The organism is Corynebacterium breve (genome assembly GCF_030252165.1).
GTDB lineage: Bacteria > Actinomycetota > Actinomycetes > Mycobacteriales > Mycobacteriaceae > Corynebacterium > Corynebacterium breve.
The window spans coordinates 1,578,129-1,603,453 of sequence record NZ_CP126969.1 but is presented as its reverse complement, the minus strand read 5'-3'; the positions used below and the strand labels follow the sequence as shown (position 1 = coordinate 1,603,453).

23 protein-coding genes are annotated in these 25,325 nt (G+C 58.6%); 9 read left to right on the top strand and 14 right to left on the bottom strand.

Going from position 1 to position 25,325, the window contains the following annotated elements; genetic code table 11:
• Position 1: 1 nt before the first annotated feature.
• Positions 2 to 277 carry a hypothetical protein gene (locus QP027_RS07785; RefSeq protein ID WP_284823823.1) on the top strand — a complete coding sequence of 92 codons (276 nt, stop codon included), beginning with the start codon at positions 2 to 4 and terminating at the stop codon, positions 275 to 277.
• Here QP027_RS07785 and QP027_RS07780 read toward each other — a convergent pair.
• Positions 274 to 1,581, bottom strand: coding sequence for an MFS transporter (locus tag QP027_RS07780; protein WP_284823821.1), 1,308 nt, complete (start codon positions 1,579 to 1,581; stop codon positions 274 to 276). The genes QP027_RS07785 and QP027_RS07780 overlap by 4 nt on opposite strands.
• A 124-nt stretch (positions 1,582 to 1,705) precedes the next feature.
• Here QP027_RS07780 and thrC point away from each other — a divergent pair, with 124 nt between their 5' ends.
• The 3 genes from thrC to QP027_RS07765 are packed head-to-tail and all read left to right on the top strand — an operon-like array spanning position 1,706 to position 4,250.
• Positions 1,706 to 3,148, top strand: a complete 1,443-nt coding sequence (thrC, locus tag QP027_RS07775; RefSeq protein ID WP_284823820.1) for a threonine synthase — start codon at positions 1,706 to 1,708, stop codon at positions 3,146 to 3,148.
• Between the two features lie 16 nt (positions 3,149 to 3,164).
• Positions 3,165 to 3,296, top strand: a complete 132-nt coding sequence (locus QP027_RS07770; RefSeq protein ID WP_284823818.1) for a hypothetical protein — start codon at positions 3,165 to 3,167, stop codon at positions 3,294 to 3,296.
• A gap of 3 nt (positions 3,297 to 3,299) precedes the next feature.
• The gene (locus QP027_RS07765) at positions 3,300 to 4,250 is read left to right on the top strand and encodes a S1 family peptidase (protein ID WP_284823817.1); all 951 of its coding nucleotides are present in this window, start codon (positions 3,300 to 3,302) and stop codon (positions 4,248 to 4,250) included.
• A gap of 1 nt (position 4,251) precedes the next feature.
• Here the strand turns inward: QP027_RS07765 and QP027_RS07760 are convergent, their stop codons facing one another.
• The 3 genes from QP027_RS07760 to QP027_RS07750 are packed head-to-tail and all read right to left on the bottom strand — an operon-like array spanning position 4,252 to position 7,476.
• Positions 4,252 to 4,986: a hypothetical protein gene (locus QP027_RS07760; RefSeq protein WP_284823816.1), complete on the bottom strand. Its 735-nt coding sequence runs from the start codon at positions 4,984 to 4,986 to the stop codon at positions 4,252 to 4,254.
• A 49-nt stretch (positions 4,987 to 5,035) separates the two neighbouring features.
• Positions 5,036 to 6,151, bottom strand: coding sequence for a hypothetical protein (locus QP027_RS07755; RefSeq protein ID WP_284823814.1), 1,116 nt, complete (start codon positions 6,149 to 6,151; stop codon positions 5,036 to 5,038).
• A 5-nt stretch (positions 6,152 to 6,156) separates the two neighbouring features.
• On the bottom strand, positions 6,157 to 7,476 hold the full coding sequence (locus tag QP027_RS07750; protein ID WP_284823813.1) for a hypothetical protein: 1,320 nt from the start codon (positions 7,474 to 7,476) through the stop codon (positions 6,157 to 6,159).
• Positions 7,477 to 7,690: 214 nt separating this feature from the next.
• Between QP027_RS07750 and QP027_RS07745 the strand changes: the two genes are divergently transcribed.
• Positions 7,691 to 8,221, top strand: a complete 531-nt coding sequence (locus tag QP027_RS07745) for an NUDIX hydrolase (RefSeq protein WP_284823811.1) — start codon at positions 7,691 to 7,693, stop codon at positions 8,219 to 8,221.
• Here QP027_RS07745 and QP027_RS07740 read toward each other — a convergent pair.
• Positions 8,218 to 9,675: a cutinase family protein gene (locus tag QP027_RS07740; RefSeq protein ID WP_284823809.1), complete on the bottom strand. Its 1,458-nt coding sequence runs from the start codon at positions 9,673 to 9,675 to the stop codon at positions 8,218 to 8,220. The genes QP027_RS07745 and QP027_RS07740 overlap by 4 nt on opposite strands.
• 212 nt (positions 9,676 to 9,887) lie before the next feature.
• Here QP027_RS07740 and QP027_RS07735 point away from each other — a divergent pair, with 212 nt between their 5' ends.
• Complete coding sequence (locus tag QP027_RS07735) at positions 9,888 to 10,310, top strand: LppP/LprE family lipoprotein (RefSeq protein ID WP_349293189.1); 423 nt, start codon at positions 9,888 to 9,890, stop codon at positions 10,308 to 10,310.
• A 65-nt stretch (positions 10,311 to 10,375) separates the two neighbouring features.
• On the opposite strand, the gene glnA is transcribed toward QP027_RS07735, so the two are convergent.
• Positions 10,376 to 11,812 carry a type I glutamate--ammonia ligase gene (gene glnA / locus QP027_RS07730; RefSeq protein WP_284823807.1) on the bottom strand — a complete coding sequence of 479 codons (1,437 nt, stop codon included), beginning with the start codon at positions 11,810 to 11,812 and terminating at the stop codon, positions 10,376 to 10,378.
• 151 nt (positions 11,813 to 11,963) lie between these two features.
• On the opposite strand from glnA, the gene QP027_RS07725 reads away from it, so the two are divergent.
• A complete protein-coding gene (locus QP027_RS07725) occupies positions 11,964 to 12,440 on the top strand; it encodes an RDD family protein (protein ID WP_284823805.1) in 477 nt (158 codons plus the stop codon).
• 30 nt (positions 12,441 to 12,470) lie between these two features.
• Positions 12,471 to 14,057, top strand: a complete 1,587-nt coding sequence (locus tag QP027_RS07720; RefSeq protein WP_284823804.1) for an aspartate:alanine exchanger family transporter — start codon at positions 12,471 to 12,473, stop codon at positions 14,055 to 14,057.
• A 66-nt stretch (positions 14,058 to 14,123) separates the two neighbouring features.
• Here the strand turns inward: QP027_RS07720 and QP027_RS07715 are convergent, their stop codons facing one another.
• The 7 genes from QP027_RS07715 to sucB all read right to left on the bottom strand — a co-directional run bounded on the left by QP027_RS07715 (position 14,124) and on the right by sucB (position 23,533).
• On the bottom strand, positions 14,124 to 14,909 hold the full coding sequence (locus QP027_RS07715) for a DUF4191 domain-containing protein (RefSeq protein ID WP_284823803.1): 786 nt from the start codon (positions 14,907 to 14,909) through the stop codon (positions 14,124 to 14,126).
• Positions 14,910 to 15,100: 191 nt separating this feature from the next.
• Complete coding sequence (gene lipA / locus QP027_RS07710; protein ID WP_284823802.1) at positions 15,101 to 16,150, bottom strand: lipoyl synthase; 1,050 nt, start codon at positions 16,148 to 16,150, stop codon at positions 15,101 to 15,103.
• Between the two features lie 61 nt (positions 16,151 to 16,211).
• Positions 16,212 to 16,985 (bottom strand): lipoyl(octanoyl) transferase LipB, encoded by a 774-nt coding sequence (lipB, locus tag QP027_RS07705; protein ID WP_284823801.1) that lies wholly within the window; start codon positions 16,983 to 16,985, stop codon positions 16,212 to 16,214.
• An 11-nt stretch (positions 16,986 to 16,996) separates the two neighbouring features.
• A complete protein-coding gene (gene gcvH / locus QP027_RS07700; protein WP_284823799.1) occupies positions 16,997 to 17,386 on the bottom strand; it encodes a glycine cleavage system protein GcvH in 390 nt (129 codons plus the stop codon).
• 3 nt (positions 17,387 to 17,389) lie between these two features.
• Positions 17,390 to 18,454 (bottom strand): glycine cleavage system aminomethyltransferase GcvT, encoded by a 1,065-nt coding sequence (gene gcvT, locus QP027_RS07695; protein ID WP_284823797.1) that lies wholly within the window; start codon positions 18,452 to 18,454, stop codon positions 17,390 to 17,392.
• A gap of 12 nt (positions 18,455 to 18,466) precedes the next feature.
• Positions 18,467 to 21,316, bottom strand: coding sequence for an aminomethyl-transferring glycine dehydrogenase (gcvP, locus tag QP027_RS07690; RefSeq protein WP_284823796.1), 2,850 nt, complete (start codon positions 21,314 to 21,316; stop codon positions 18,467 to 18,469).
• Between the two features lie 159 nt (positions 21,317 to 21,475).
• The gene (gene sucB, locus QP027_RS07685; RefSeq protein WP_284823794.1) at positions 21,476 to 23,533 is read right to left on the bottom strand and encodes a 2-oxoglutarate dehydrogenase, E2 component, dihydrolipoamide succinyltransferase; all 2,058 of its coding nucleotides are present in this window, start codon (positions 23,531 to 23,533) and stop codon (positions 21,476 to 21,478) included.
• 140 nt (positions 23,534 to 23,673) lie between these two features.
• Between sucB and QP027_RS07680 the strand changes: the two genes are divergently transcribed.
• On the top strand, positions 23,674 to 24,066 hold the full coding sequence (locus tag QP027_RS07680) for an oxidoreductase (protein ID WP_284823792.1): 393 nt from the start codon (positions 23,674 to 23,676) through the stop codon (positions 24,064 to 24,066).
• Here the strand turns inward: QP027_RS07680 and QP027_RS07675 are convergent.
• Positions 24,063 to 24,995, bottom strand: a complete 933-nt coding sequence (locus QP027_RS07675; RefSeq protein WP_284823790.1) for a PDDEXK family nuclease — start codon at positions 24,993 to 24,995, stop codon at positions 24,063 to 24,065. The genes QP027_RS07680 and QP027_RS07675 overlap by 4 nt on opposite strands.
• Positions 24,996 to 25,325 lie beyond the last annotated feature (330 nt).

Here is a 25,325-nt window from a genome sequence, read left to right as displayed (position 1 = left end):
CATGGCACTCAATATGAAAATCAACCTGGAAGACGCAACCTACGCAGACCTTGTCGCACTAGTGAAGGCCGCCGAAGTGGCGGGAGTGGACAAACGCGCCCCAATCACCTTGGACGGCACAGAGCTTTCTTTGACCGTAACTACTCCCGGAGTGACAGTGCTGGGCGGGGACACACAACCACGCCCAAACGGTCCAAGCTCGCCAACCATCGGCGACGCCGCAATCCGCAGCGTGATCGATATCCTTACTGGCCGGACTGAACCACCGCGTGCTTAGTCGTCGTTAGTTGGTGCTTGCTCGTCGACGATGACAACGTGGTGCTCCGCCTTCTTCGCCGAGCGGGCGATCATCCTGCCCGAGACGATTGCGCCGATAATGCCAATGGCCCAGATGATGAACACCGCGACCCATGCGTAACGGAAATCGGCCCACGTGAAGGCATTGCCGTGCGAGGAGTGATCGAGCAGCAGGCCGACAACCTGGGAGGCGACCATTGCGGCGAGGAAGGCACCCATGTTGCCCATGCCGGTACCTGTTGCCACGACGGACTTTGGTAGGCGCTCGCGCACCTGGTCGAATCCGTAGTTCGAGGACAAGGTTAGAAAGGCCATAACAACGTTTACCATGATGACAGCGACCAAGCCGCGCGGTTCTTCAGACGAGAAAAAGATCGCCCACACGATGAAGTGAAAGATCGCAAGGATAATCGCTACCGTGTCGCGAGTGCTTCCTGCCCGTGTGGAGACCCAACCCATCACCGGCCCGGCACACATGGTGACCAGCGAGAAGATCATCAAGACCATGCCCGCAGTTGAGGTGGATAGCCCCATGCCGAGCGTCATTAACGGCAGGCCCCACAGCAGAGCGAAAAGGATGCCGGACAGCATTGACATGTAGTGAATGAAAAACGCCTGCCAACAGGTTGCTGAAGTGAAAACTGTCTTCAGCGAATAGCCTAAAGACACCCGTTCGGTCTTTGTGGCGCTAGCTCCTTCCGGGGCATCTTCTACTGCGACCCAGATCGCGATGCACAGCAAAACACCGATGGCACCCAGGCTGGTAAAAGCAATCGTCCAGCCTTGAGCGTTGAGCAACCAGAGGAATGGAACCGCGGACAGGAACTGGCCAAACTGCCCCAGCGACGCCGAAAACTGCGTGAACAGGGGAGTTTTCTTGATCGGGAACCAGTACGGCAGAATGCGCATCACCGAGAGGAATGCCGAAGCGTCGCCGCCGCCGATCAGGATGCGGGCGAAAATAGCGACCCAGTAGTTCGTCGTAAAGCCCAAAATAACCTGGCCAATAGCCATGACCAGGGCACCGGCAACAAGCATGCGGCGCGGGCCGAAGCGGTCGATACCAAGCCCCATTGGGATCTGGCAGAAGGCATACACACCCACCTGCACGGCGGTAAACACGGCGATGCGGGACGCATCGACCCCGAATCGGTCGATGGCTTCCACGCCTGCGACGCCGAACGACGTGCGGCCCAAAATAGCAATAATATAAGCAAGAACTGCGGTTCCCCAGACGATCAGCGCCTTCCGGGTAACCACTTCGCGCGGATCTGGGTAAGACATGGTGATAGACTCTACTCCCTAAACGTGACCTGGGCCATACTTTAACTCAATGAATCCGAGTCTGTGCCATAAGTGGTGCCGGGGATTGCACCACCGCGGGCCGTGGCAACGTAAGGTAATCGGTGTGGATTACATTTCAACTCGCGATTCTTCACGTACCCCCTTCAAATTCACCGATATCCTGCTTTCCGGGCTCGCACCGGATGGTGGTCTTTATATGCCGGTCGAATACCCGCGTATCGACGACGCAACGCTAACCACCTGGCGCGGTCTGCTCGCCGAGCACGGTTACGCGGCACTAGCAGCGGAGATCCTCAAGCTCTATATCGACGACATCCCGCACGACGATATTGAGGCGATTGCAGCACGGGCTTACCGCACCCCGGTATTTGAAACCGAGGACATTGTCCCAGTGACGCGTGTCGACGAGCACCTGTTGATCGCGCACCTCTCCGACGGCCCAACCGCCGCGTTTAAAGATATGGCGATGCAGCTTTTGGGTGAGCTCTTCGAGTACGAGTTGGGTCGTCGCGACGAGACCATCAACATCCTAGGCGCTACCTCGGGCGATACGGGCTCGTCGGCGGAGTACGCGATGCGCGGGCGCAGCGGAATCCGCGTGTTCATGCTGACCCCTGCCGGTCGCATGACTCCGTTCCAGCAGGCGCAGATGTTCGGGTTGGACGATCCCAACATCTTTAATGTGGCACTCGACGGCGTTTTCGACGATTGCCAGGACATTGTAAAGGCCGTGAACGCCGACGCTGACTTCAAGCGCGAGTACCGCATCGGCGCGGTGAACTCGATCAACTGGGCGCGCTTGCTCGCACAGACCGTCTACTACATCTCTACGTACCTGCGCGCGACCGAGTCCAACGACCAGAAGCTGTCTTTCTCTGTTCCAACGGGCAACTTCGGCGACATTTGCGCTGGCCACATCGCCCGCCAAATGGGGCTGCCGATCGATCGCTTGATCGTGGCAACCAACGAGAACGACGTTCTCAATGACTTCTTCACCACAGGCAAGTACATTCCGCGCTCCGCCGCAGAAACGCTGGCTACGTCGTCGCCATCGATGGATATCTCCAAGGCCTCCAACTTTGAGCGCTTCATCTTCGACGTCCTCGACCGCGACGCCGCAACCACAGCAGAGCTGTTTGGCATCAAGGTGCGCGAGGGTGGTTTTGCGCTTGACGACGATGCCTCTCGCACCGCAGTCCGCGACACCTTTGGCTTCCTCTCCGGCAAATCGACCCATGCTGACCGCGTGGAAACGATCCGCGAGACCTACGAGAACTTCGACATCGTCGTAGATCCTCATACAGCTGACGGCGTTAAAGTCGCGCGACAGTGGCAGGACCAGGTGGACACCCCGATCGTGGTTCTAGAGACCGCACTGCCGGTGAAGTTCTCCGAAACGATCGTTGAGGCAATCGGCAAGGAACCTGTTACTCCGGAGCGTTTTAAGGGCATCATGGATGCTGACCGGTTTGTTACTGATCTGCCGAACGATGCAGAAAAGGTGGAGGAATTCATTTCTTCCTCTGTTCAGAACAGTGAAAAGTAGTAGCTAGGAGCATCACATGGCACAGGAACAGTTTGCTGGCCCCGAGTACTTCACAGAGTTTGATCCAGAGAAGTTTCTCCGGGATCTCAAGATTCAGGCTGAAGAAGAAAAGAAGGAAGCTGAAGGACTTTCGTCCGACGGCGAATAGCACGTGGCAGAAGCACGCACCCGCAGCGACCACGACGACGGGCTGACTACGTGGACGGCGCTCGTCGTCGTGGTCGCTTTCGTCGTCGCAGTCATCGTTTGGTCGGGAATGACCAAAGTGGAACACAGCTCAATGCTGGTAGCCGACGATCCAGAGCAGACCCAGATCGCGCAAACACCAGAGCCAGTGGACCCGAACGTAGTCCCCGTGTCCACGGTTCTGGCACCAGCGGTGGCACCGTGGGCACCGGGAACGAAGATTCAGTCCACCGATCACTACCCGCAACCGGGTGAGCAGTTCACCGCGCAATCCTGCACTGTGGCTTTTAGCTTCACCGGCGAGGACGGCCGCGCGTTTGCGGTTACCGCAGGCCACTGTGGACATGAAGGTCACCTTGTCTGGCCAACGAATGCATCCACCGCCGTGGACTATGCCACCGAGGCGGGGCGTTTTATCTATTCAGGGATGTACAGTGCGCCGACACCGGAGCTTCCTGGCGGCGTGGATATCGGAATCATCGAAATCACTGATCCCACAAGGGCGATGGAGGTCGTCGGTGATGCTATTCCGACCGGACTTGTCGTGCAGCTCGCTCAGCCTTTGGTCAACGTGTGCAAAACAGGGGCGACTACCGGCTACACCTGCGGACTATTTGACCAAGCCAACAGCATTCAGTTGGTGATCAATGATGTCGGCGAAGAAGTAGAAACCCGCGGCGATATCGCAGCAGTGTGCGCAGCGAAAGGGGATTCGGGCGGGCCCGTGTTCACTGAAGTCAACGGTCGCGCGGCGATCATTGGCGTCGTATCAGGAACCGAGGCCGGCGCGCCGCAAACCGATTGCAGCAACCCCGACGAATCGAATCTGATTATGTCCTACGCATCCATGGAACAAGCCTTAGCGGTGATCGACGTCATCGTCGGAAATGCCCAGTGGGTTGAACAAGAGTGGTAGCTTAGCGCCCGTAAATGTCTTGCAGCACTTTGTTCGTCGGGGCGGCGAGACGACTTCTCTCTTCGCCTTTACGCAGATCAGACACGATGACCACGTCTGGGCCGTACACAGTGAGAGATACTAGATAAATGTCGGGGTCGCGCTTGTAGTCGTCCCAGAGTTTCTCAATCTCTTCCTGTTCTTCCGCGGAGTCAGCAAACCAAGTGAAAAACACCTGCTTTTGGTGGTTCTCCAGCGGATACGACAGCATTGTCATCGAATCGGCCTTATCCTCAACCGCCTGATCGATGTACCCGCTGATGAGATCAGGACGCATGGAGCTGTAGCAAAAACCCCACACATCAACCTGGAGATTGTCCGGAGCCTGCAGCCCGATATTGTCCAAGCAGTTCTGGGACAGCATGTGGTCCATGTTGTTGGCAAGTGCTTCGGTATCGGACATTGCGGCTTCGGTGAGCTCACCGGTAAGTGTCATGCCCGAATTGGTGCGGACGAACGTGGCATCGTCGATAAGCCAGGGCTGGACCTGAGATTCGGCGTGAGTTACCTCGGTGCCGGGCGGCGGCCCTGGGGGAGGCGGAAGCGCGCCGGGCTTGATGGGATCGTCAGCCTCGGCTTCGTGGCTAACCAGCAGCACTATGAGCACAACCGCAGCAATAGCAAGCACCCCGTAACCCAGCACGAACGCCGCAGCCGGGATGCGGCGCGGCGTTCGTGCGTTTAGCGAGGTGCTCATAGTAATTGCATAGCTTACTCCGAGCGAGAGTAAGTGCAGAATAGCCACGCTAGGTGTTCGTCTGTTTCACTCCGTCTGGGGTGATTTCGTACATCCAGAACTCGTTCAGCTCGTCGATGAAGGAGACCTCAATACTCTGCACACCCTCGGGCGCACGGAGGTGGCCATACTCCGTACCGAACTGGGCTCCATCGGCGAGCTCTGGGGTGACTGCGTACGAGGTGCCACCAGAATAATCTGAGCGAATCTCAAACGGGCTGTAGTTATTGAGCACGCCGTGAAGATCCGCGATTGAGTTCCACACAGCCAGGACTTCTTCGGAATTGGTGTCCTGGTAGCAGGCCTTGCTTGTTTTAAAGACGCTGTTGTGCATGTTGGACTCTTGCTCAACGACGTCAATCCAGCTGAAGCAGTAATTCGAGGTGTACTCGTTAATTGCTTCAAAGAGCTCATCAGGGTCCTCTTCGAGCACACCCGGCATGATCGTCAGCTGCAGACTGTAGTGCTGGCCCGCGATAGGTGGGTTCTTAGACTTGTTCAGAATACCGTCGGAGAAGACATCTGGATCCATCGATTCGATCATGTTCTGAGGCATGTCGATCGACATGATGAGCGAGCCGCCATCATCATCACCGGTTGAGTCATCAGGAATATCCACTCCTGGAACCCCCTCGGCTGGTGCATCTGTTGGGGAAGGGTCTTCGGAAGGGGCAGGTTCCTCGCCTGACGTAGGAGTGCCCGACATCGCGATGGGATTCGGCTCCGGGGCGTCATCGCCTCCTCGTGCGCGGAAGAATACAACGGCTGCAGCAATGAGAGCTGCGATGGTCAGCACCGCAAGTACGGCGATCGCGATGACAGCGGCCTTGTTTGTCGTATCAGCATCGCTGCTTGACGACGACCCCTCCGCCCCGAACTCCTCTGCGGAGCTAGGCTCCAACGATGCTGGTGGGGGACCAGCGGCGAACGGGTTGGACTCGGCTACGGGCGTGGGTGTTGCATGTGTCGGAGCAGGGGGTGCAGCGAATGGTGATGCCGGTGGTTCCGCATGCGTTTCCGCAGGTGGCTCAGAAAATGGCGTCTCGGCTGGTTCCGGTGCTGGAGCTTGAGGTTCTTGTGGAGGAGGCCCGTAGGGGTAATTGGGCGTGCTGTAAAGATCCGACATGCGTTTTACTCGTCAGCTACTAGACCGTCAGGGGTGAGCGTGTAATCTTTCCAGTCGCCACCGTCGATGAAGAAGGTGACACCGATGCGGACGCCGTCAGGGCCGACCATATCCCCGTATTTAGACTCGATTTCGCCTTCCTGGACATCGAAGAAGTTGACTGAGTAATCTTCCCCGAGGCCAATTCCTTGATCGATGGAGCGAGGCTCGTAATCTTTCACCGCGTCGATCACCGAGACAAACTCATCAACATCGGCTTCCTCTTCACATGCGCGGTTGACACCGAGAGACGTGTCGGAGTAACGCTGGGATTCGACACTGACGTTGTAGAAGCACCAGTGCTTGGTCATGTTGTTCACGCCTTCGATGACTGCAGCCGGATCGTCCAGTGCGTTCGGCTTCATCACGAGCTTCAAGCCGTAATCCATTCCCGGGTAAAGCGGCTCCTTGTACTTATCTAGCTTGGACTCGATGAAAAGGTCTGAATCTATCTGGTTCGCCATTGCTTCTGGAAGCTCAATATCGAAGATCAGGCTGCCATAGTCCTCACCGGTGGAGTCATCAGGAATATCGTTACCACTCGGAGCTGCTGCCGCGGAGGTTGGCTTCTCGCTCGACGATGGAGCCGAGGACTCCGTCTCGGATGGCGCGGCCTCAGAGGTAGGCGCCGACTCCGAGGTTGGTACAGGTTGGGCGATCGGGTTCGGGGCTGGATCATCCTTGCCGCCAAGCAACGCGAAGGCGGCGACGATCGCGGCGATCGCAACAGCGGCGATGACACCGATGACGATCATGACTGTCTTGTTGGAGCCGGAAGAAGCAGCAGCGGTAGAACTTGGGACCCCTGGTGCGCCCGGTCCGCCGGGAGCACCGAAGTTGTACTGTCCACCTGGCTGTTGAGCACCAGTTGGCTGGCCGTAACCACCCGCTTGCTGGCCGTAACCACCCGCTTGCTGGCCGTATCCGCCAGGTTGCTGCCCATAACCTGAGCCAACAGAGCCAAACGCACGGGTCTCATTATCGTTGGTCCCGCCGTGAGTCGGTCCTTGCTGCTGACCGTAGCCGCCAGGTTGCTGAGACCCTACATTGAACTGCTGGGTCTGATCGTTGCTTCCGGCAGGTGGCTGCTGACCGTACGGATTTGGTGCAGGAGGCTGAGGCGACGCGGAAGGGTTCGCACCATAAGGATTGTTGGAGGCTGGCTGCTGCGGGGGCTGTTGGCCGTAGGGATTTGATGGTGCCTGCCCCGTGTTGCCCTCGGATGGGGTGCTTCCGTTTGCTCCGGAGCCATAAGGGTTTTCGTTAAAGGGCTTATCCGAGGACATCTCCGACAACCTCTTTCTGTGAATTTACTAATTGGACAATGCGTGTAGCCACAGAGTACTGGACTAATCAAGCTTCGACATCTTATACAGAGAAACCATTTCAGAGTCGATGAACCCGGTCTGCACCTGTGTTCATCTATTGAAGTAATCGGTGTGCTGATTTGTTCCCGTTACACTGGTTTGGACTATCTCTCCTGCCAGAAAGGCCCCCTCGATGCCGATCCCCGAATTCATTGTTGAGACCCGTAAGAAGATTGGTCACGACCCAATGTGGCTCCCCGCAGTGACTGCGGTAGTGCTGCGCGATTCAACCGATGATTCTCCATGGGCGGTACCGGAAGTTCTGTTGGTGAAGCGTTCAGACAACGGACAGTGGACTCCTATTACAGGCATCTGCGATCCTGGCGAAGAGGCCCACGTCACCGCAGTCCGTGAAACCGAGGAAGAAACCACCATCAAGACCAAGCCAGCTGCGCTGCTCGGTGTGGGCGCCGTCGGCCCCGTAGTACACGCCAATGGTGACCAAGCAAGCTACATGTCTATCGCGCTGCGGCTCGAAGTAGACGGTGATCCTTTTCAAGAGCCAGCAGTTGGCGACGACGAATCCGTTGAAGTCGGCTGGTTCTCAATCGCCCACATGCCGGTAACTAACCCTAAGTGGCGTCTTGTTATTGCCGATGCGGCCGCCCAGCGCAAACACCCAAAGGCGTTTACGCCCCGGATGGGGTTTGAAAAGCGGAACTAGATCTCGGTCGGGCTTCCCAGCGTCCTGGACTCGCCGGCGATGACCGCGGCAGCGACGTCCTTAAGCCACTGCTCGCCGTAGTCCTGTCCGCTGAGCCCGTTGATGGAGTATCCGCCGCGGTAGTAGGTCATGTGGCTGGGGCCGAATCCGCCTGCAAGCGCTGCCGAATGGACAAGGTTGGCGTGGTCGGGAGACTCCATTATTCGATCCAGTCCGGTCGCGCGAGCAACACCTTCACCCGCGGCCTCAACCGCATTGAATGCCCTTTCTTGCCGCGAAACCTTCAGTGACTCTGCGTTGGGGACCAAGCCCTCGTCGATGGCGCACAGAGTTCGTACTTCCGAATAGATTCGACTGGCCGCGTTAGGCGCGACATCGCGAATTTGATCGGCGATGCCCGTCAACACGGGCCCAAGGTATTCCGCGGTGACTCCCTCGTGAGCGAGGTGAGGAAGCGCTGCGATTGCTGTTATCGCGAGGAACTGTGCGCGAGTCAGGCCGCCGCCAGAATGAGAATAGGCGAGCCCTGCAAACTCGCGGACTTCCAGTGCCATATCAATCAGCGCGAGAACTTGTCGGTGGGTGAGTCCGGCGTTCCTTGCTGCCTTGCCGATCGGCGTGCCAGCATTTACCTCATCGAAAAAGGCCTGCAAAATTGGTCCGGTCTCGACATCGCCAGGTCCGGGATTCTCGATGCGTCCAGCGTGATCTGCGATGGCGAGTACCACCGAATCTTGCAGGCTCGAACACGCCATATCGTTCTCGTGGCACAGCGAGAAGACCTTGCCGTGCAAACCATCAAAGCTTTGTCCTCGCGGTCCGGTCATGCCGACGCGCTCGGGCAACACTTGGGTACCGCCACCGTTGATGATCTCCTGATTTTGGCCCACAACACCGGGCGGGATTGGCCCGTAGACAACAGACGGGGACGGGGTGGGGGAGTCGTCGACAAGCGAACGTCCTGGATCGGCGACCAAGAGGACTGCTGCAATATCGTCAGGGTGCACGTCCGCTACAGTGCCGGCCGCGATGTTAGCTGCAACGTTGCCTACCACCGACGAGCCCTGCGAGTAGCCAACCAGGATGTACTTGGTGTGTGGGCAGGCGGCGTGCACCGCGGTGATTTCCTGAGTTGCCACTTGCTCGCCGGCCAGCACGGACTCGCCAAACGTGGACATCTCGTAGCCGAATTCGTCGCCGGCAAGTACGCTGATGGCTCCCAACGATGCGGGGTAGCTGATGTTGAAAGACCCAATGTTTTCTTCGCCCAGCGAGTTCTCTAATTCCAACGCGGGGTTCCACCCATTGGCGAATACTTCCTGAGCAATGGGCGTGTGATCCCGCCTGCTTTCACCGGTGCCCGCAGCCTGCAGGACGTGGACAGGCTTACAAAGGGTACTTACCGACGATTCATCCGCGGCCCCCGCCACCGGATCCGAAACGAGAAATGCCATATAGAACTATGGCTAATGCACGAAACTTCACACGGCAACAATATCCCAGTTTGCTTGATTGCGGGAATAAGTGGTTATTTATGGTGCAGGTGCGACACTGAGTGGATAGAGTGATAAATGATTACTGTGTGAAGTGTCGGGAAGAGGGAAGGTGAGACTACGAGAAACGGCGGTAGTGTCTGCGGCGTTCTTGGTGTTGAGCGGGTGCGGAGCTGAAGAACCCGCTGGGCAGAGTTGACTCGTTACCGATCATCGCTGGAGAAGGAGAGCAGTTCGCGCTGAGCATTGTCGACGAACACTTCGACCCGTGCGCCGATCTGAGCTGGTCAGTAATTGCGGGCGGGGTAGGAACGGGTAACTCGCTACGCCAAGGTGTGGTGTTCTTCCACCAAGGAGTTCCGATCTCCGAGCCGGCACCGCTTATGCAGGAGCGAGTGGTCGCGGTGACTCCGGTGGGAGACAACTCGGTCGAGGTTTCCTACGAAGTCTTGGAAGGGCCACGCGCAGCCGGGCACACGGTTCCTGGGTCCGCGACCTTTACGCTCACGCCGGAAGGCACCCTGGCGATTTCCAACAACACCTTGCCAATGAGTGCGAATGAAGCCGGGCTGCAGGTGGACGTGGGTGAACTGTAACGACGTGCGCACACAAGAAGACCCCTTGACCTGTTGCGGGTCGAGGGGTTCTCAGTGAATAACGACTAGCAGTCGAAGTACATCTCAAACTCAAGCGGGGTAGGACGAACGCGAGCCGGTTGGATCTCGTTTTCGTACTTCAGCTCGATGTAGGCATCGATGAGGTCCTGGGTGAATACGTCGCCCTCGGTGAGGAACTCGAAGTCGTTTTCCAGCGCCTTGAGGGATTCTTCCAGTGAGGTCGGTGCCTGTGGAATCGACTTCGCTTCCTCTGGGGGCAGCTCGTAGAGGTCCTTGTCCACAGGTGCGTGTGGCTCGATGCGGTTCTTGATGCCGTCCAGTCCAGCCATGAGCATCGCGGCGAAGCCCAAGTATGGGTTGCCCGATGGGTCTGGTGCGCGGAACTCGATGCGCTTTGCCTTAGGGTTGGAGCCGGTGATCGGGATGCGCACTGCCGCGGAGCGGTTGCGCTGGGAGTACACCAGGTTGATCGGTGCCTCGTAGCCTTTGACCAAGCGGTGGTAGGAGTTCAGCGTTGGGTTGGTAAACGCCAATACAGCGCCTGCGTGATGCAGGATGCCGCCGATGTAGAAGCGCGCCATGTCGGACAGGCCGCCGTAGCCGGACTCGTCGTAGAAGAGTGGCTCGCCGTCCTTCCACAAAGACTGGTGCACGTGCATGCCGGAACCGTTGTCGCCTGCCAGTGGCTTCGGCATGAAGGTTGCAACCTTGCCGTGCTGGCGAGCAGTGTTCTTGATGACGTACTTGAATCGCTGCATGTCGTCTGCTGCGTGCAGCAGGGTGTTAAAGCGGTAGTTAATCTCCTGCTGCCCACCGGTGCCCACCTCGTGGTGGAAGCGCTCGAGGTGGAAGCCAGTCTCCATGAGCTTCTTCACCATGGCGTCGCGCAGCTCAACGGAATCGTCGGCTGGCGCGACTGGGAAATAGCCACCCTTCATGCGGGTCTTGTTGCCCAGGTTTGGGGTGCCGTCGAGCTCGGTGTCCTTGCCGCGGTTCCACCAACCGGACGCAGAATCCAGCTCATAGAACGCCATGTTTGCCTCTGCCTGGTACTTGACCTTGTCAAAGACATAGAACTCCGCCTCGGCACCCATCGAGCAGGTGTCAGCGATGCCGGTGGACTGCAGGTATTCCTCAGCTTTCAATGCAACGTTGCGTGGGTCGCGGCTGAAAGGCTCACGGGTAAAAGGGTCGTTAACGAAGAACTGCATGTTGAGCGTCTTCGTGGAACGGAATGGGTCAAGACCTGCGGTTGCTGGGTCCGGCAAGAGCATCATGTCGGACTCGTCGATCGTCGTAAAGCCTCGGATCGAAGAGCCATCAAATGGCATGCCTTCTTCTGCTGCGTCCTCGTCGAACTCGCTGGCCGGAATAGAGAAGTGGTGCTCAATGCCCGGAACATCCGTGAAACGGACGTCAAGGAATTCGACTTCCTCGTCCTTCATAAACTTAATGACATCCTGGACTGTTTCGAAGGCCACAGGTTTTCTCCTCGACGATAGACGGTAGGGGTGCAGAACGGACAACTTTACAACTAGGTGACAAGTCTACGCGTGCACCTTAGTGTCATTCAAAGCTGAGGGCGTGTGGTGTAGTTTTTGCCACACCTGAACCCCAGCTAGGCTAGGCCATATGGCAAAAGAACCCCGCAGCTGGCTCGATGGGCCGGCCATCCCTGGCGAAAAAGACGATCTAGGAACCCCAGGTAAATGGCCAGGTGAAAAACTTGGCCTGCCCAAAGAAGGTGAAGGCGCGCAAGCCTCGGTGGCACGTCGCGCCGGGGCAGTCCTAATTGACTGGATTATTGCGTCCATCATTGCCAACTTCCTCATTATGTTCACCGATGTGTTCGGCGGGCGTGCCAGCGCGCCGCTTCTGATCTGGATGATCATCGGAATCATCGGCGGCTGGCTCTTTGCACGCACGCCGGGCATGGCGATATTGGGTATGGGTGTTGCGCGAGTAGACATTGGAGGCGCAAAAGTAGGCCTCTGGCGCGCAGTTGTCCGGACGCTTTTGACCATGTTTGTGCTGCCTGCAGCCATGGTTGATGCCGATGGGCGTGGCATGCACGACCGCGCCACTGGCACTACAGTAGTCAGAGGATAACAACCTCATAACTACTGAAGGAACAGCGCCGTGCTGGAGTTTCTCCTTGCCAATAAAGTTCTTCTTCTCTCATTACTCGTTGGTTTCGGAATGCTTGTGGGCCGCGTTCGCATCCGGGGTATTGCCCTCGGAGCGGCAGCGGTTCTTTTTCTTGCCATCATCGTTTCTGCAATCGCGACTTCCAACGGCCAAGACTTAACTCTTGGCCATGAACTTTCCCAACTTGGCTTGGTGCTGTTCACCTTCTCTATTGGTGTGAGCTCTGGACCGAACTTCTTCCACGTCCTAAAAATCTCCATCGGCCCGATCGTGGGCATGGTTGTAGTCTTTGTCACCGCTGCCGTCGCTGCAGTTTTGGTCGGGCGGGTGATGGGCCTAGACATTGCAACCATCGCGGGTGTATTCGCAGGCGCGACGACGAACACCCCAGCGCTTGCGGCAGCAGGCGATGCCTCAGGTGATGAAACCATGGCGACAATCGGCTACGCGATCAGCTACATCTTCGGTGTCTTGGGCATGCTCGGTTTTGCACTCCTTGCACTGAGCAAGCGCGCTTCGGACACCGATGCGCCGGCACCGCTCATCAACCGCACCCTGCGCGTTGAGCGAACAGATGTGCCTGTTATCGAAGACGTGCAGAAATACGCCGGGGGAGAGCTCATCTTCTCCCGCATTAGCCGCGGCTCAAACCAACCGGTGGAGATCCCAGAGATCGATACCCGCCTGAACCACGGCGACCTAGTCACGGTGGTGGGCACCCAGGCGCTGATCAACCGCGCGACCCAGTACCTCGGGCACACGTCGTCGCACTCGCTCATGCTTGACCGGCGACAACTCGATTTCCGCCGCATCACCTTGTCCAACCGCTCACTCGTCGGCCTCCGCGTGGAAGAGGTGGATGAAAGGCTGGCCAAGCAGTTCGGCGCGTACATGTCTCGCATCCGCCGCGGTGATACTGATCTGCTAGCGGAGAACACCGAGCTGCTCCAGATCGGTGACCGCATCCGTGTTGTTGCCCCGCGAGACAAGATGGAAGAGATCGGCAAGTACTTCGGCGACTCCACCCGCGGACTCACAGACATCAACCCAGTGGCGCTGGGTTTAGGCATCGCGTTGGGCATCTTTATCGGCCAACTCCCGATCCCGATGCCTGGCGGTTCCTTCTCCATCGGTGCTGCAGCAGGTGCCCTGTTCGTCGGGCTCGTCTTCGGACGCGTGGGCCGCATCGGAAATTTCACCACGTCGCTGCCTTATACCGTGACTCAGGTTCTCTCTGAGCTGGGCTTGCTCATGTTCCTCGCCGCAGCCGGTGTATCTGCAGGCACGCAAATCCTCGCAGCGTTCCAGGGTGGTGCGTGGCTCAACATTGCTCTGCTCGGCGTCATCGTCACCCTGATCGTCGGTGGCGGCATGTACCTTGTCATGCGCCTGGTCTTCCGAATGGGCGGGACCAAACTGTCGGGCGCACTCGCTGGTGCGCAGACTCAGCCGGCAGTACTTGCTTTTGCCAACGACCGCACCAACAACGATCCCCGCGTGGCCATGGGCTACGCCACCATGTACCCAGTGGCGATGATCGTCAAGATTTTGATCGCCCAGATCGTCGGCGGCCTCTAAGAACTCCACGTCCCAGGGATACAAAAAGACCTCGCACACCAAGTGCGAGGTCCTCTTTTCTCTGGCTTACTTGCCGCGTCGTTCCTGCATGCGACGCATGCGACGGTTCATACCCGCCATGTTCTGCGCCTGTCGAGGCATCGGCCCCTTCGGCATGCCAGGCATTCCGCCGTGGACAGCGTCCATCGCGTCAACCTTGGCCGCCATGGAGTAGACCTCGTCCTTTTTGTAGTTGCGAGGGAACTTCAACATCTCGCGCTGCAGCTTCTTCAATGGCACCTGGCCTTCGCCGGAACCAACGTATACCTCGTAAATCGGCACACCAGCTAGAAGGCGATCGACGCGCTTGCGCTCTTTAGACATCAGCGTGTTCAAACGCTTCTTGTCGCCTTCGCCGACCAAAACAACGCCCGGGTTACCCACGACGCGGTGTACAGTGTCCATCTGGTGGTTAGCTTGCACGCCTGTTTTGGTCACCCACGCAACACCCATGGTGTTCTTCATGTTTTCCAACGTCCAACCGGCCGCGCCCGGAGTGTCGCCCACCTCGTCGTACATGGAGCTTTCCAAACGACGGGTGAAGATGAACATCGCCAAGATGATGCCGAACAAAATACCGAAGATCAGGCCGAACCATTCAGCATTGAACAGCAGGCCGATCAGGAAGAACAGCGCGGCAAGACCCACGACGGCAAGCACCATATAAGGAACAAGCTTCTTGTCGCGCTTACGCTGCAGCTTAAACGCCTGCCACATCTGGGACCACGTTTGCTTCCGCTGCGCACGCTTGGCGGCGCGCTCTTGCTTCTTCGCCGCCTTTTCGGCAGCCTTTTCACTCTTCGACTCAGCCATGGCACCTACTTTAGCTGGTTGCGCCTTACTTGTTGAACTGCACCTACACCAAGACCAAGCACATTGAGCTTAACGACGACACCCTCGCGCAATCACGCCTCGACGCTCTCAAGCGGACCTACCTAGTGGCAATTCGACTGCGCCCGCGCTCGCTGCGGGCATGTGGGACTCACGGTGCGCTCGTCGTAAAGCTATTGCTGGTTGGCAGGGACCGGGTGATCCTCAGATGCGCCGTACTTGTGCAACAAGGTCGACGCTTCCTGGTCGGTGGCGCCCTGGGAAGTTTCGGCGAGGTGCTTGAGGTTTTCTGGAAGCTCGCGGCCGCGCTTTTCCATCGCCTCGACGTAGAGCTTGCCTGCGCGGTAGGAAGAACGCACCAGAGGGCCAGACATGACGGCACCAAAGCCCATCTCGTAGGCCGCGTCGCGGTACTCGATGAATTCTTCTGGTTTTACCCAGCGGTCAATCGGGTGGTAGTTCGGGCCGGGGCGCAGGTATTGGGTGATGGTAATGATGTCGGTGCCTGCGTCGACAAGTTCCTGCAGAGCCTGCAGAACTTCCTCGCGGGTTTCGCCCATGCCCAAAATCAGGTTGGACTTGGTGATCAAGCCGAAGTTGTGTGCCTGGTTGATCACATCGAGGGAGCGGTCGTAGCGGAACGCTGGGCGGATGCGCTTGAAGATGCGCGGCACTGTTTCCAGGTTGTGGGCGAAGACTTCTGGGCGAGCTTCGAAAACTTCCTGAAGCAGGTCAGCCTTACCGGAGAAGTCAGGGGTGAGGTTTTCTACGCCGGTGTGCGGGTTGAGTTCATGGATCTTGCGGACAACCTCGGCGTACAGCCATGCTCCTTCATCGTCGAGATCGTCGCGGGTCACGCCGGTGATGGTGGCGTAGTTCAGCTGCATTTCCTGAATGGATTCGGCAACGCGCTGTGGCTCTTCGCGGTCGAGTGGGTCCGGCTTGGCTGAGTTGATCTGGCAAAAGTCGCAACGTCGCGAACAGTTAGCGCCACCAATGAGGAAAGTGGCTTCACGAGATTCCCAACACTCATGGATGTTTGGGCAGCCAGCTTCTTGGCAAACCGTGTGCAGGGACGCGCCCGTGACCTTTTTGCGCATGTCCTCGTATTCGGGACCGGTCTTGACAGCGTTTCTAATCCACCGCGGCTTCGACTCGATCGGCGTTTCCATGTTGCGCTTTTCGATACGGAGGAGCTTGCGGCCTTCAGGAGCAATAGTCACAATTTCCCACCGTACTGACTTGCGATCAGACTGTCGAATACCGGGTGAGGCAAACGCTCCTCTACTTTCGTGGCAGGCCCTTCGACGGATCCGGTGCCGACTTAAAGGTGTGGTCCGCCACGATCAGACGACCGGCTAGTGCATCATCGAGTGCCTCCATTACAGGCGTGACCATGTCTGCGCAGGTCACTTCGCGGCCTAGTTCCAAGCTCATCGTGGTCACGTCGGCATCATCGATCCCGCAGGCGACGATGTGGTCGTAGAACTCTAGAGTGTTGTTGCAGTTCAGGCTCAGGCCATGCATGGTGACCCCGCGGGAGATGCGGATTCCTAAGGCCGCGATCTTCCTGTCGCGGGCAGACGCTTTTGCCGATGCAGCGCGGACACTATCCGGTAGCCACACGCCGCTGCGGCCGTCGATGCGTCCTGCAGCCTCCACACCTGCCACCCGCACGGCCTGGATCACGGCCTCCTCGATGCGGCGCACATAATCAACAACATCCACGGGCTCCGCGAGCTTGACGATGGGGTAGACCACCAGCTGGCCCTCGCCGTGCCAGGTGATGCGACCACCACGATCAACGTCGACTACCGGCAAGCCGTTCATGGGACGATCCGACGGTTGCGTGCGCTTGCCCGCGGTGTACACGCTTGGGTGCTCGAGCACCAAGACGGTATCGCCGATCTCGTCTGCAGATCGCTGTTTGACCAGATCAGCCTGAATGTCCCAGGCCTCTTGATAGTCGACGAGCCCCAAATGACGCACGTCTAGCGGGTCAGATGAGGCTCGGATGGATTTATCTGCAGGGAAAAACGGGTCACGGGGTGCAGTCATACCCCGTAACTTTACGCCACGCCGTTTGCCGCAGCGTACTCGTCTGCGGTCATCAGCGGACCGGCTTCTTCAACGGAAACCTCGAAGAGCCAGCCTTCGCCGAATGGGTCGGCGTTGATTACGGCGTAGTCGTCGTGAATTGCGTCATTGACAGCGGTGACAGTGCCGGTTACAGGAGCGAACAGGTCGGAAACGCTCTTGGTGGACTCGACCTCACCGCATGCCTCGCCAGCGGTGACGGTGTCGCCTACCTCTGGGAGCTCAGCAAAGACGACCTCGCCTAGGCGCTCAGTTGCTACGGAGGTGATGCCGATGCGCACCGTGGTGCCCGCAACGTCGTCCGCAGAAGCGTTGATCCACTCGTGGTCTTCGGAGTAGGAGAAGTTTTGTGGCAAGGACATGGATTAAGCCTTTCGTGAGTAAAACGGGGTTGTACTGATAGTAAACGGGTAGCGGCGTCCACGGATGTCAATTTCGACCTCGGTTCCAATTTCCGAGTGCTCCGGTGCCACATGCGCCAAAGCAACCGGGTACCCCAAGGTCGGCGAAGGCTGCCCAGAGGTGACCACTCCGATCCTCGTATCGCCGATGAAGATCTCCGAACCCTCGCGCGCGGCTCGTCGCTGATCGCTGGTCAGCCCAGCAATCACAACTTCTGGTTCACGCCCAACAAGCGCTTGCTTGCCGACGAAGTCCGCGCCCTTCTTCGCAAACGCACGCGACATTCCAGCCTCCACGGGAGTGATGTCCAGCGAGAGCTCGTGGCCATAAAGCGGCATCGATGCCTCTAGGCGCAGCGAATCGCGACACGCCAGGCCACATGGGGTTGCGTCGTCCTTCAGCGCGTCCCAGACGGCCAGCGCATCGTCGCTACGCAGGTAGATCTCAAAGCCGTCTTCGCCGGTGTAGCCGGTGCGCGCGAGCAGCACGTCGATGCCGTTGAACTTGGTTTCCTGCGCGGAGTAGTACTCCAGGGCATCGGGGTCGTCGTCAAGCAAAGGCGTCAGGATCTGCACGGAGTCGGGGCCTTGGAGTGCCACGAGGGCGGTGTCTGCGGACTGATTGTCCAGGGTGACGTCGTAGCCTTCGGCGCGTTCGGTCAGTGCCTCCCAGACAGCCGGGGTATTGCCGGCGTTCGGGACAACCAGGTAGCGGTCCTCGGCGAGCTTGTAGGTGATCAGATCATCGATGATGCCACCGTTGTCGTTGACGATCATCGAGTATTTGGCCTTGCCAACATTGAGCGCCGACAAGTTGGAGATCAGCGCGTAGTCCAAGAAATCTCCCGCGCCGGGGCCTTCGACCTCAATCTCGCCCATGTGGGAGAGGTCAAACAAGCCCGCGGTGTGGCGAACTGCGCGGTGCTCGTCGAGTTCGTTGTCGTACTTTAAGGGCATGTCCCATCCACCGAAGTCGGTGAAACTTGCCTCAAGTGCCTCGTGTGCTGAGTGAAGTGGGGAAGTGCTCATGATGGAACTCCTTTAAGAGATGTCGAACGCAGATGGTGGAGGGCATGCGCAGGCAAGGTTGCGATCGCCAAACGCTTCGTCGATGCGGCGCACCGGTGGGAAGTACTTGCCGCGCCGCAAGCCAGCCACCGGGTAGGCGGCCTTCTCGCGGTCGAATTCGTATTCCCAGTCGTTACGGGCCACCGACAAAGCGGTGTACGGCGCAAAGCGGATCACGCTGTTTTCGTAGTCGACCAAGCCGTCGATGATCTCCTGAATCTCGGCGCGGATGGTCTTCATCGCCTCGACGAATCTGTCTAGCTCTGCCAGATCCTCGGACTCGGTCGGCTCGACCATCAGCGTGCCGGCCACCGGGAATGCCAGGGTTGGCGCGTGGAAACCGAAGTCCATCAGGCGCTTGCACACGTCGGCAGCCGTTACGCCGGACTTGTCGGTCAGCTCGCGTAGGTCCAAGATGCACTCGTGGCCCACCAGGTTGTTTTCGCCGGTGTAGAGCGTGGGGAAGTCATCCTTGAGCTCCTGAGCCACGTAGTTCGCCGCCAGAATTGCGTGCTGGGTGGCTTGCTTCAGGCCCTCGTAACCCGTCATCGCGATGTAGCTCCACGAAATCGGAAGCACGCCAGCGGAACCGTACTTGGTTGCAGCCACCGGAACGCCGGTGCCCACCTCGGCCTCTGCGGCGGGGTTGCTCATGTTCGGATCCGACGGCAGGAACGGAATGAGGTGCTCGGCCACACCGATGGGACCCACGCCTGGGCCGCCGCCACCGTGCGGAATGGTGAACGTCTTATGCAGGTTCAGGTGCGAGACGTCGCCGCCAAAATCGCCCGGCCGCGCAATCGCCGTGAGAGCGTTCATATTTGCACCGTCGATGTAGACCTGGCCGCCCACTGCGTGAACCTTGTCTGCTACCGTCGTGACGGTGTCTTCGAATACGCCGTGCGTCGACGGATAAGTAATCATGATCGCGGCGACATGCTGGCCATGTTCTTCCAGCTTCGCATCTAGATCATCGATGTCGATGGAGCCGTCGTCGGCAGTCATCACAACCACCACGCGCAGGTTAGCCAACGTCGCACTGGCCGCGTTGGTGCCGTGCGCAGACGCTGGGATCAGGCAAATGTCGCGGTCGTTGTCGCCGTTGGCCACGTGGAATCGTCGAATAGCAAGCAAACCGGCAAGCTCGCCCTGGCTGCCCGCGTTTGGTTGCACCGACACCTTGGCGTAGCCGGTGACCTCCTCGAGCCAGGTCTCCACCTCGCCGATCAGCTCACGCCAGCCTTCGGTGTAAGCATCCGGAGTAAACGGGTGGACATTGGCAAAGCCGGGCCATGTAATCGCTTCCATTCCCGCGGTCGGGTTCAGCTTCATGGTGCACGAACCCAGCGGGATCATCGTGCGATCCAGCGCAAGATCCTTATCGCCAAGCATGCGGATGTAGCGCATCAGCTGGGTTTCGGAGTGATAGGTGTTGAACACCTCGTGGGTCAGTGGTGCATCCTCGCGCACCAGGTCAGCTGGCAACGGGTATGTGCCCTCGGTGCCTTCAGTGACCTTAGTGACCTCAGTGATACCGAATCCGCTGAGCAACACGGTGAGATCCTCGTCGGTAGTGTCCTCGCCAAAGCTCACGCCGACGGTGTCTGCGTCGATTGCGCGCACTAGGTAGCCGCTATCAGCAAGCGTGTCGACGATGCCCTGCGCGCGACCTGGTACCTCAACCGCAACGGTGTCGAAGAAATCCTTGTGTCGCACTTGCAAACCAGCATTGCTTATCGACGATGCAAACGCCCCCGCATACTCACGCACCTTCAGTGCGATCTGCTTAAGACCTTCAGGGCCGTGGTAGACCGCGTAGAAGGACGCGGTGACAGCCAGCAATGCTTGGGCGGTACAAATGTTGCTCGTCGCGCGCTCGCGACGGATATGCTGCTCGCGGGTCTGCAGGGCCAACCGGTAAGCGGGGGTGCCCTCGAGATCCTTGGAGACACCCACCAAACGACCAGGCATTTGTCGCTTAATCTTGTCGGTCACTGCCATGTAGGCCGCGTGTGGACCACCGTAGAACAGTGGGACACCAAAACGCTGGGTGTTGCCCACGACGATGTCTGCGCCCATCTCACCGGGGCTCTTCAACAGCATGAGCGCCAATGGGTCGGCGGTGACGGTAGCTAGGCCGCCGCGGTCGTGGATTGCCTGGATGATCGGCTCCGGGGTGACGATGTCGCCCTCCGTGCCCGGGTACGCAATGACCACGCCAACGAGATCCTCGCCAACAAGCGGACTATCAAGAGCAGTTACTTCCACCTCGAGGTCGATCGCGCGGGCACGCTCAGCCGCCACAGCGATCACCTGCGGGTGCAGGCGCTGGTCGAGGATCACACGACGCCCCTTCTTCACGGTGCGGCTCATCAGGCCGACTGCCTCGGCAACGGCGGAGGCTTCGTCGAGAAGCGATGCGTTTGAAATAGGCAGCCCCGTCAACTCCTGCACCATGGTCTGGAAGTTCAGCAACGCCTCAAGTCGACCCTGCGAAATTTCTGGCTGGTATGGCGTGTATGCGGTGTACCAGCCAGCGTCCTCGACAACGCCGCGACGGATCACCGGCGGAGTGATGGTGGAGGAGTATCCCTGGCCATAGAACGCCTTGAGCACAGTGTTCTTCTCTGCGAGGGAACGCAGACGATTCTGTGCCTCGGTCTCGGTGAGCGGAGCGGGCAGCTGCGGCAGGGCACCGTCCTTGAGTGATGGAGGAAGCGCCGCATCGATCAGGGCATCCAAAGATGGGTATCCGACGCGTGCGAGCATCTCCTCCCGCTCTGGCGTGTTGGGACCGAGGTGGCGGTCGATGAACTGACTCATAAGTCAAAACTCCTTGGTGGTTGGAGAAACGTCGGAGAAGCTTTGCATTCGATTCTAAATTGTTCCGGGCGGGGATTGGGGAAGTATTGGGTAGAAATGCAAAATGCCGCGCCCTTCAGTAGAAGGACGCGGCATAAGCCGTGAATCTAACGCGATGCTTTAGAGCGCCAAGTTATCTTCAAAGTCGCCGGTTTCGATGCGATCCTTGATGGTGGTAACAAAGCGACCTGCGTCTGCGCCGTCGACCAGCTGGTGGTCGTAGGTGAATGGCAGGTAGCACATCTGGCGGATTGCGATGGAGTCAACGCCGTCTTCGGTGTAAGCAACTGGGCGCTTCTCAATCGCAGCGGTACCCAGGATGCCTGCCTGTGGGGGGGTCAGAACTGGGGTATCCAGCAGTGCACCCTCGGAACCAATGTTGGTCACGGTGAAGGTTGCGCCGCTCAGATCGTCCGGACGCAGCTTCTTGTTGCGCGCACGGTCAGCCAGGTCGACGATTGCCTTCGCGATATCAGCCAGATCTAGGTCCTGTGCCTTCTTGATCACTGGAACAAGCAGGCCCTGTGGGGTGTCCACCGCGATACCGATGTTCACATCTGCGTGGTAGGTGATCTCCTTGGTCTCAGCGTCGTAGGACGCATTGACGTTCGGGTGAGAAACCAGGGCCTCTGCGGTCGCCTTGACGAAGAATGCCAGGTAAGTGATGTTCACGCCATGCTTTTCGACGAAAGCTGGCTTGATGCGCTTACGCAGCTCTGCGACGCGGGTGACATCGACTTCCTGAACGTGGGTGAGCTGTGCGGTGGTCTGCAGAGACTCAACCATCTTCGACGCGGTGATCTCGCGGATGCGGTTCACCTTTTGGGTGGTGCCGATCAGCTCAGCCATCTCAGGGTTGACAGACTTGGTGGACCAGTTCGCTCGTTCTGCCTTTGGTGCAGCCTGCTCTTCAGCGGCAGGTGCTGCCTCCGGAGCGGACTCGCCCTGCGCCGCAGCCAAAACATCTTGCTTGCGGATGCGGCCGCCAACACCGGTGCCTTCGATGGAGTTCAGGTCAACGCCGTGCTTATCAGCAAGCTTGCGGACCAACGGGGTCACGTAAGGCACGTTGTCGGTGTTGTTCACCTTTGCGGAGCCGGTTGCTTCCTTAGGCTCTTCCTTCTTGGCAGCAGGCTCGGCCGGTGCTTCTTCCTTCGGAGCCTCTTCCTTAGGTGCTTCTTCCTTCGGTGCTTCTTCCTTAGGTGCTTCTTCCTTCGCAGCCGGTGCAGCATTTGCATCGCCAACGCGGGCGATCACTGCGCCAACTTCAACAGTGTCGTCTTCCTCAGCGAGGATCTCAACCAAAGTGCCAGCGACTGGGGATGGAATCTCAGTGTCGACCTTGTCGGTGGAAACCTCGAGCAGTGGCTCGTCGATAGCTACCTCGTCGCCGACTTCCTTGAGCCAAGTGGTGATGGTGCCTTCGGTGACGGACTCGCCAAGCTCAGGCATTTCGATATCGGTTGCATCGCCCGATGCTGCAGGAGCTTCAGCCTTAGGAGACTCTTCCTTTGGCTCTTCCTGCGGAGCTTCCTCTTGAGGTGCTTCTTCCTGAGGTGCTTCGGCCTTTTCGGCTGGCGCGGCGTTAGGGTCGCCGATACGGACGATGACTGCGCCGACCTCGATGGTGTCGTCTTCCTCAGCGAGGATCTCAACGATGGTGCCTGCGACTGGGGATGGAATCTCGGTGTCGACCTTGTCGGTGGAAACCTCGAGCAACGGCTCGTCAACCTCGACGGTGTCGCCGACTTCCTTGAGCCAAGTGGTGATGGTGCCCTCGGTGACGGACTCGCCAAGCTCAGGCATCTCAACATCGGTCACGTCGCCGGATGCTGCTGGAGCCTCAGACTTAGGCTCCTCGGCTGGAGCTTCTTCCTGCTTTGGCTCCTCGGCTGGCTCTTCTGCAGCTTCCTCGGCTGGTGCGGATGCGCCTTCTTCGCCTTCTTCACCGACGATGGCGATGACTTCGCCGACCTCGACGGTGTCGTCTTCCTCAGCCTTGATCTCCAAGAGAACACCTGCAACCGGGGAAGGAATCTCAGTGTCGACCTTATCGGTGGAGACCTCGAGCAATGGCTCGTCCACCTCAACGGTGTCGCCAACGGACTTCAACCACGTAGTAATTGTTCCCTCGGTGACAGATTCGCCCAGTTCGGGCATCTCAATAGAGTGCGCCATTTTTTGAGTCTCCTCGAAAGTCTTAGATAAACGGATTCGTTAAGCCCCAAGCGTACCTGTTTCACATCTTTTCCGTGTCGAAAGGGTCGGGGAGGTGGGGCAGCTAATTCCTACCCCCGCAGCCAAGTATGATGGTTCCTGTGTTTAATCTCTTCGACCGCAACAAGCGGAAGTCTCAGATCCGCCCCGCGCGTGGCCCTGGGGAAACCGTGCGTCCCGAAGACCGTGATTATTTAGTCCAGTGGATCCAAGGCCGAGCCTTTGTCGAAGGTTTCATCGAGCCCGAGACCATGGTCAACGAAATGTCCATCGTGCTTGTCGACGAAACCGGCGAACATACCCGCCGACGCATCGGAGGGCCCAAGGGCATCGACGTAGTCAACAAACTCCTGGACATTCCCATTTATGACGTGGAAGAAACCGGCTATCCCGACCGCATGCGTCGTCGTATAGAGCAAGACCGCATCCTGCGCAAACGTGCCGAGCAGCGCGAACGCCGCGCAAAATTCGACCGGGGAGAACTTCCCGATTAAAACGCCCGTACCCCGCCGTACCATTCCAGAGCGGCGGGCGCAGCGTGCCGATGCTTGGCCAGAAGTTCCCACACCCGTCCATCCTGCACATGCTCGGCGCGCACCCGAATCACAATCAGACCCAGAGATTGTAGCTCCACAGTTTGGCGATACTCGCGCCGATCTTTCCCCGGATCCGCTGCGTACTTGCCCGCTCCATCATATTCAACGACCACCCCCGAGCTGGGCAAATAGAAATCTACACGAGCGATGAACCCCTCCCGCACCCCCTCGATATTCACTTGCTGCCACACATTCCGGTACCCGCGCAGGTAAAGACCCGCCTTAATCAAAGACTCCCGTGGGCTCTCACTCGCCGCATTCGCGATCTTCGCCGCGACCCGCGCCCGCGCTGCCCCTGTAGTTCGGTTCAACAGCGCGGCCCGTTCAAGCAGCTCATTCTTGCTGCACTTGCGATTCCTGATCGCATAGTCCATCGCTTGCACGCCTGTGACCTCGCCATACCACCGCGCCAAGTCGATGCAGGTCGTCGGATAGTCAGTCACGTTTACGTGCCCGTAGTCGGTCTTGATCTGCATGAGCCTCGCGTGCGGCCCGAGTGTCCTTGCCGTGATATCCTCCCTCGTCGGCGGGCGCTTGTGCGGGTACGCCAACTCAGTCCTCGGGCGCCGACGAAATTGGTAAGGCAACCCAAGGAGATGCGCCGCTGACCTGCCCGAAAGTGCCGAGCTCGGCCGCGTAGAGGCCAGTGCAATCGATTTCGCGGTTTCCTGCTGGCGCTCGTTCAGCCTGTTGTAGTCGCTCATCAGCATAAATCGGCCTGGAGCCAGGATCACGAGCTTTCGTTGATCGCGCATACGATATAACCTCGCGCGTTGCGACGCATTCAGCGTCCGCGCATCAATGATGAGTCCCCCGAGAACATCCATAACCCGATTGTCGGTGCTGGCGCGGAGTTTATCCCGGTAGCGATGCGTACCGAACCGTACAAACGCTACCGTTCTCTGGGGCAGCAGTCTGCTATGAGACCCTCAAACGGCAGCCATTGTCCGCCGAGGCTTACCGACGACCCCACCGCGCACAATCATGACCGTTTGTCGCCCTCCAGCCCCGGCCCGGAGCCCTCAAACGGCAGCCATTGTCCGCCGAGGCTTACCGACGACCCCACCGCGCACAATCATGACCGTTTGTCGCCCTCCAGCCCCGGCTCGGAGCCCACAAACGGCAGCCATTGTCCGCCGAGGCTTACCGACGACCCC

Coding starts and splice junctions, on each gene's coding strand:
- QP027_RS07785 (WP_284823823.1), top strand. CDS start 2: ATGGCACTCAATATGAAAATCAACCTGGAAGACGCAACCTACGCAGAC.
- QP027_RS07780 (WP_284823821.1), bottom strand. CDS start 1,581: ATGTCTTACCCAGATCCGCGCGAAGTGGTTACCCGGAAGGCGCTGATC.
- QP027_RS07770 (WP_284823818.1), top strand. CDS start 3,165: ATGGCACAGGAACAGTTTGCTGGCCCCGAGTACTTCACAGAGTTTGAT.
- QP027_RS07760 (WP_284823816.1), bottom strand. CDS start 4,986: ATGAGCACCTCGCTAAACGCACGAACGCCGCGCCGCATCCCGGCTGCG.
- QP027_RS07755 (WP_284823814.1), bottom strand. CDS start 6,151: ATGTCGGATCTTTACAGCACGCCCAATTACCCCTACGGGCCTCCTCCA.
- QP027_RS07750 (WP_284823813.1), bottom strand. CDS start 7,476: ATGTCCTCGGATAAGCCCTTTAACGAAAACCCTTATGGCTCCGGAGCA.
- QP027_RS07745 (WP_284823811.1), top strand. CDS start 7,691: ATGCCGATCCCCGAATTCATTGTTGAGACCCGTAAGAAGATTGGTCAC.
- QP027_RS07740 (WP_284823809.1), bottom strand. CDS start 9,675: ATGGCATTTCTCGTTTCGGATCCGGTGGCGGGGGCCGCGGATGAATCG.
- QP027_RS07725 (WP_284823805.1), top strand. CDS start 11,964: ATGGCAAAAGAACCCCGCAGCTGGCTCGATGGGCCGGCCATCCCTGGC.
- QP027_RS07715 (WP_284823803.1), bottom strand. CDS start 14,909: ATGGCTGAGTCGAAGAGTGAAAAGGCTGCCGAAAAGGCGGCGAAGAAG.
- lipB (WP_284823801.1), bottom strand. CDS start 16,985: ATGACTGCACCCCGTGACCCGTTTTTCCCTGCAGATAAATCCATCCGA.
- gcvH (WP_284823799.1), bottom strand. CDS start 17,386: ATGTCCTTGCCACAAAACTTCTCCTACTCCGAAGACCACGAGTGGATC.
- gcvT (WP_284823797.1), bottom strand. CDS start 18,454: ATGAGCACTTCCCCACTTCACTCAGCACACGAGGCACTTGAGGCAAGT.
- gcvP (WP_284823796.1), bottom strand. CDS start 21,316: ATGAGTCAGTTCATCGACCGCCACCTCGGTCCCAACACGCCAGAGCGG.
- sucB (WP_284823794.1), bottom strand. CDS start 23,533: ATGGCGCACTCTATTGAGATGCCCGAACTGGGCGAATCTGTCACCGAG.
- QP027_RS07675 (WP_284823790.1), bottom strand. CDS start 24,995: ATGGATGTTCTCGGGGGACTCATCATTGATGCGCGGACGCTGAATGCG.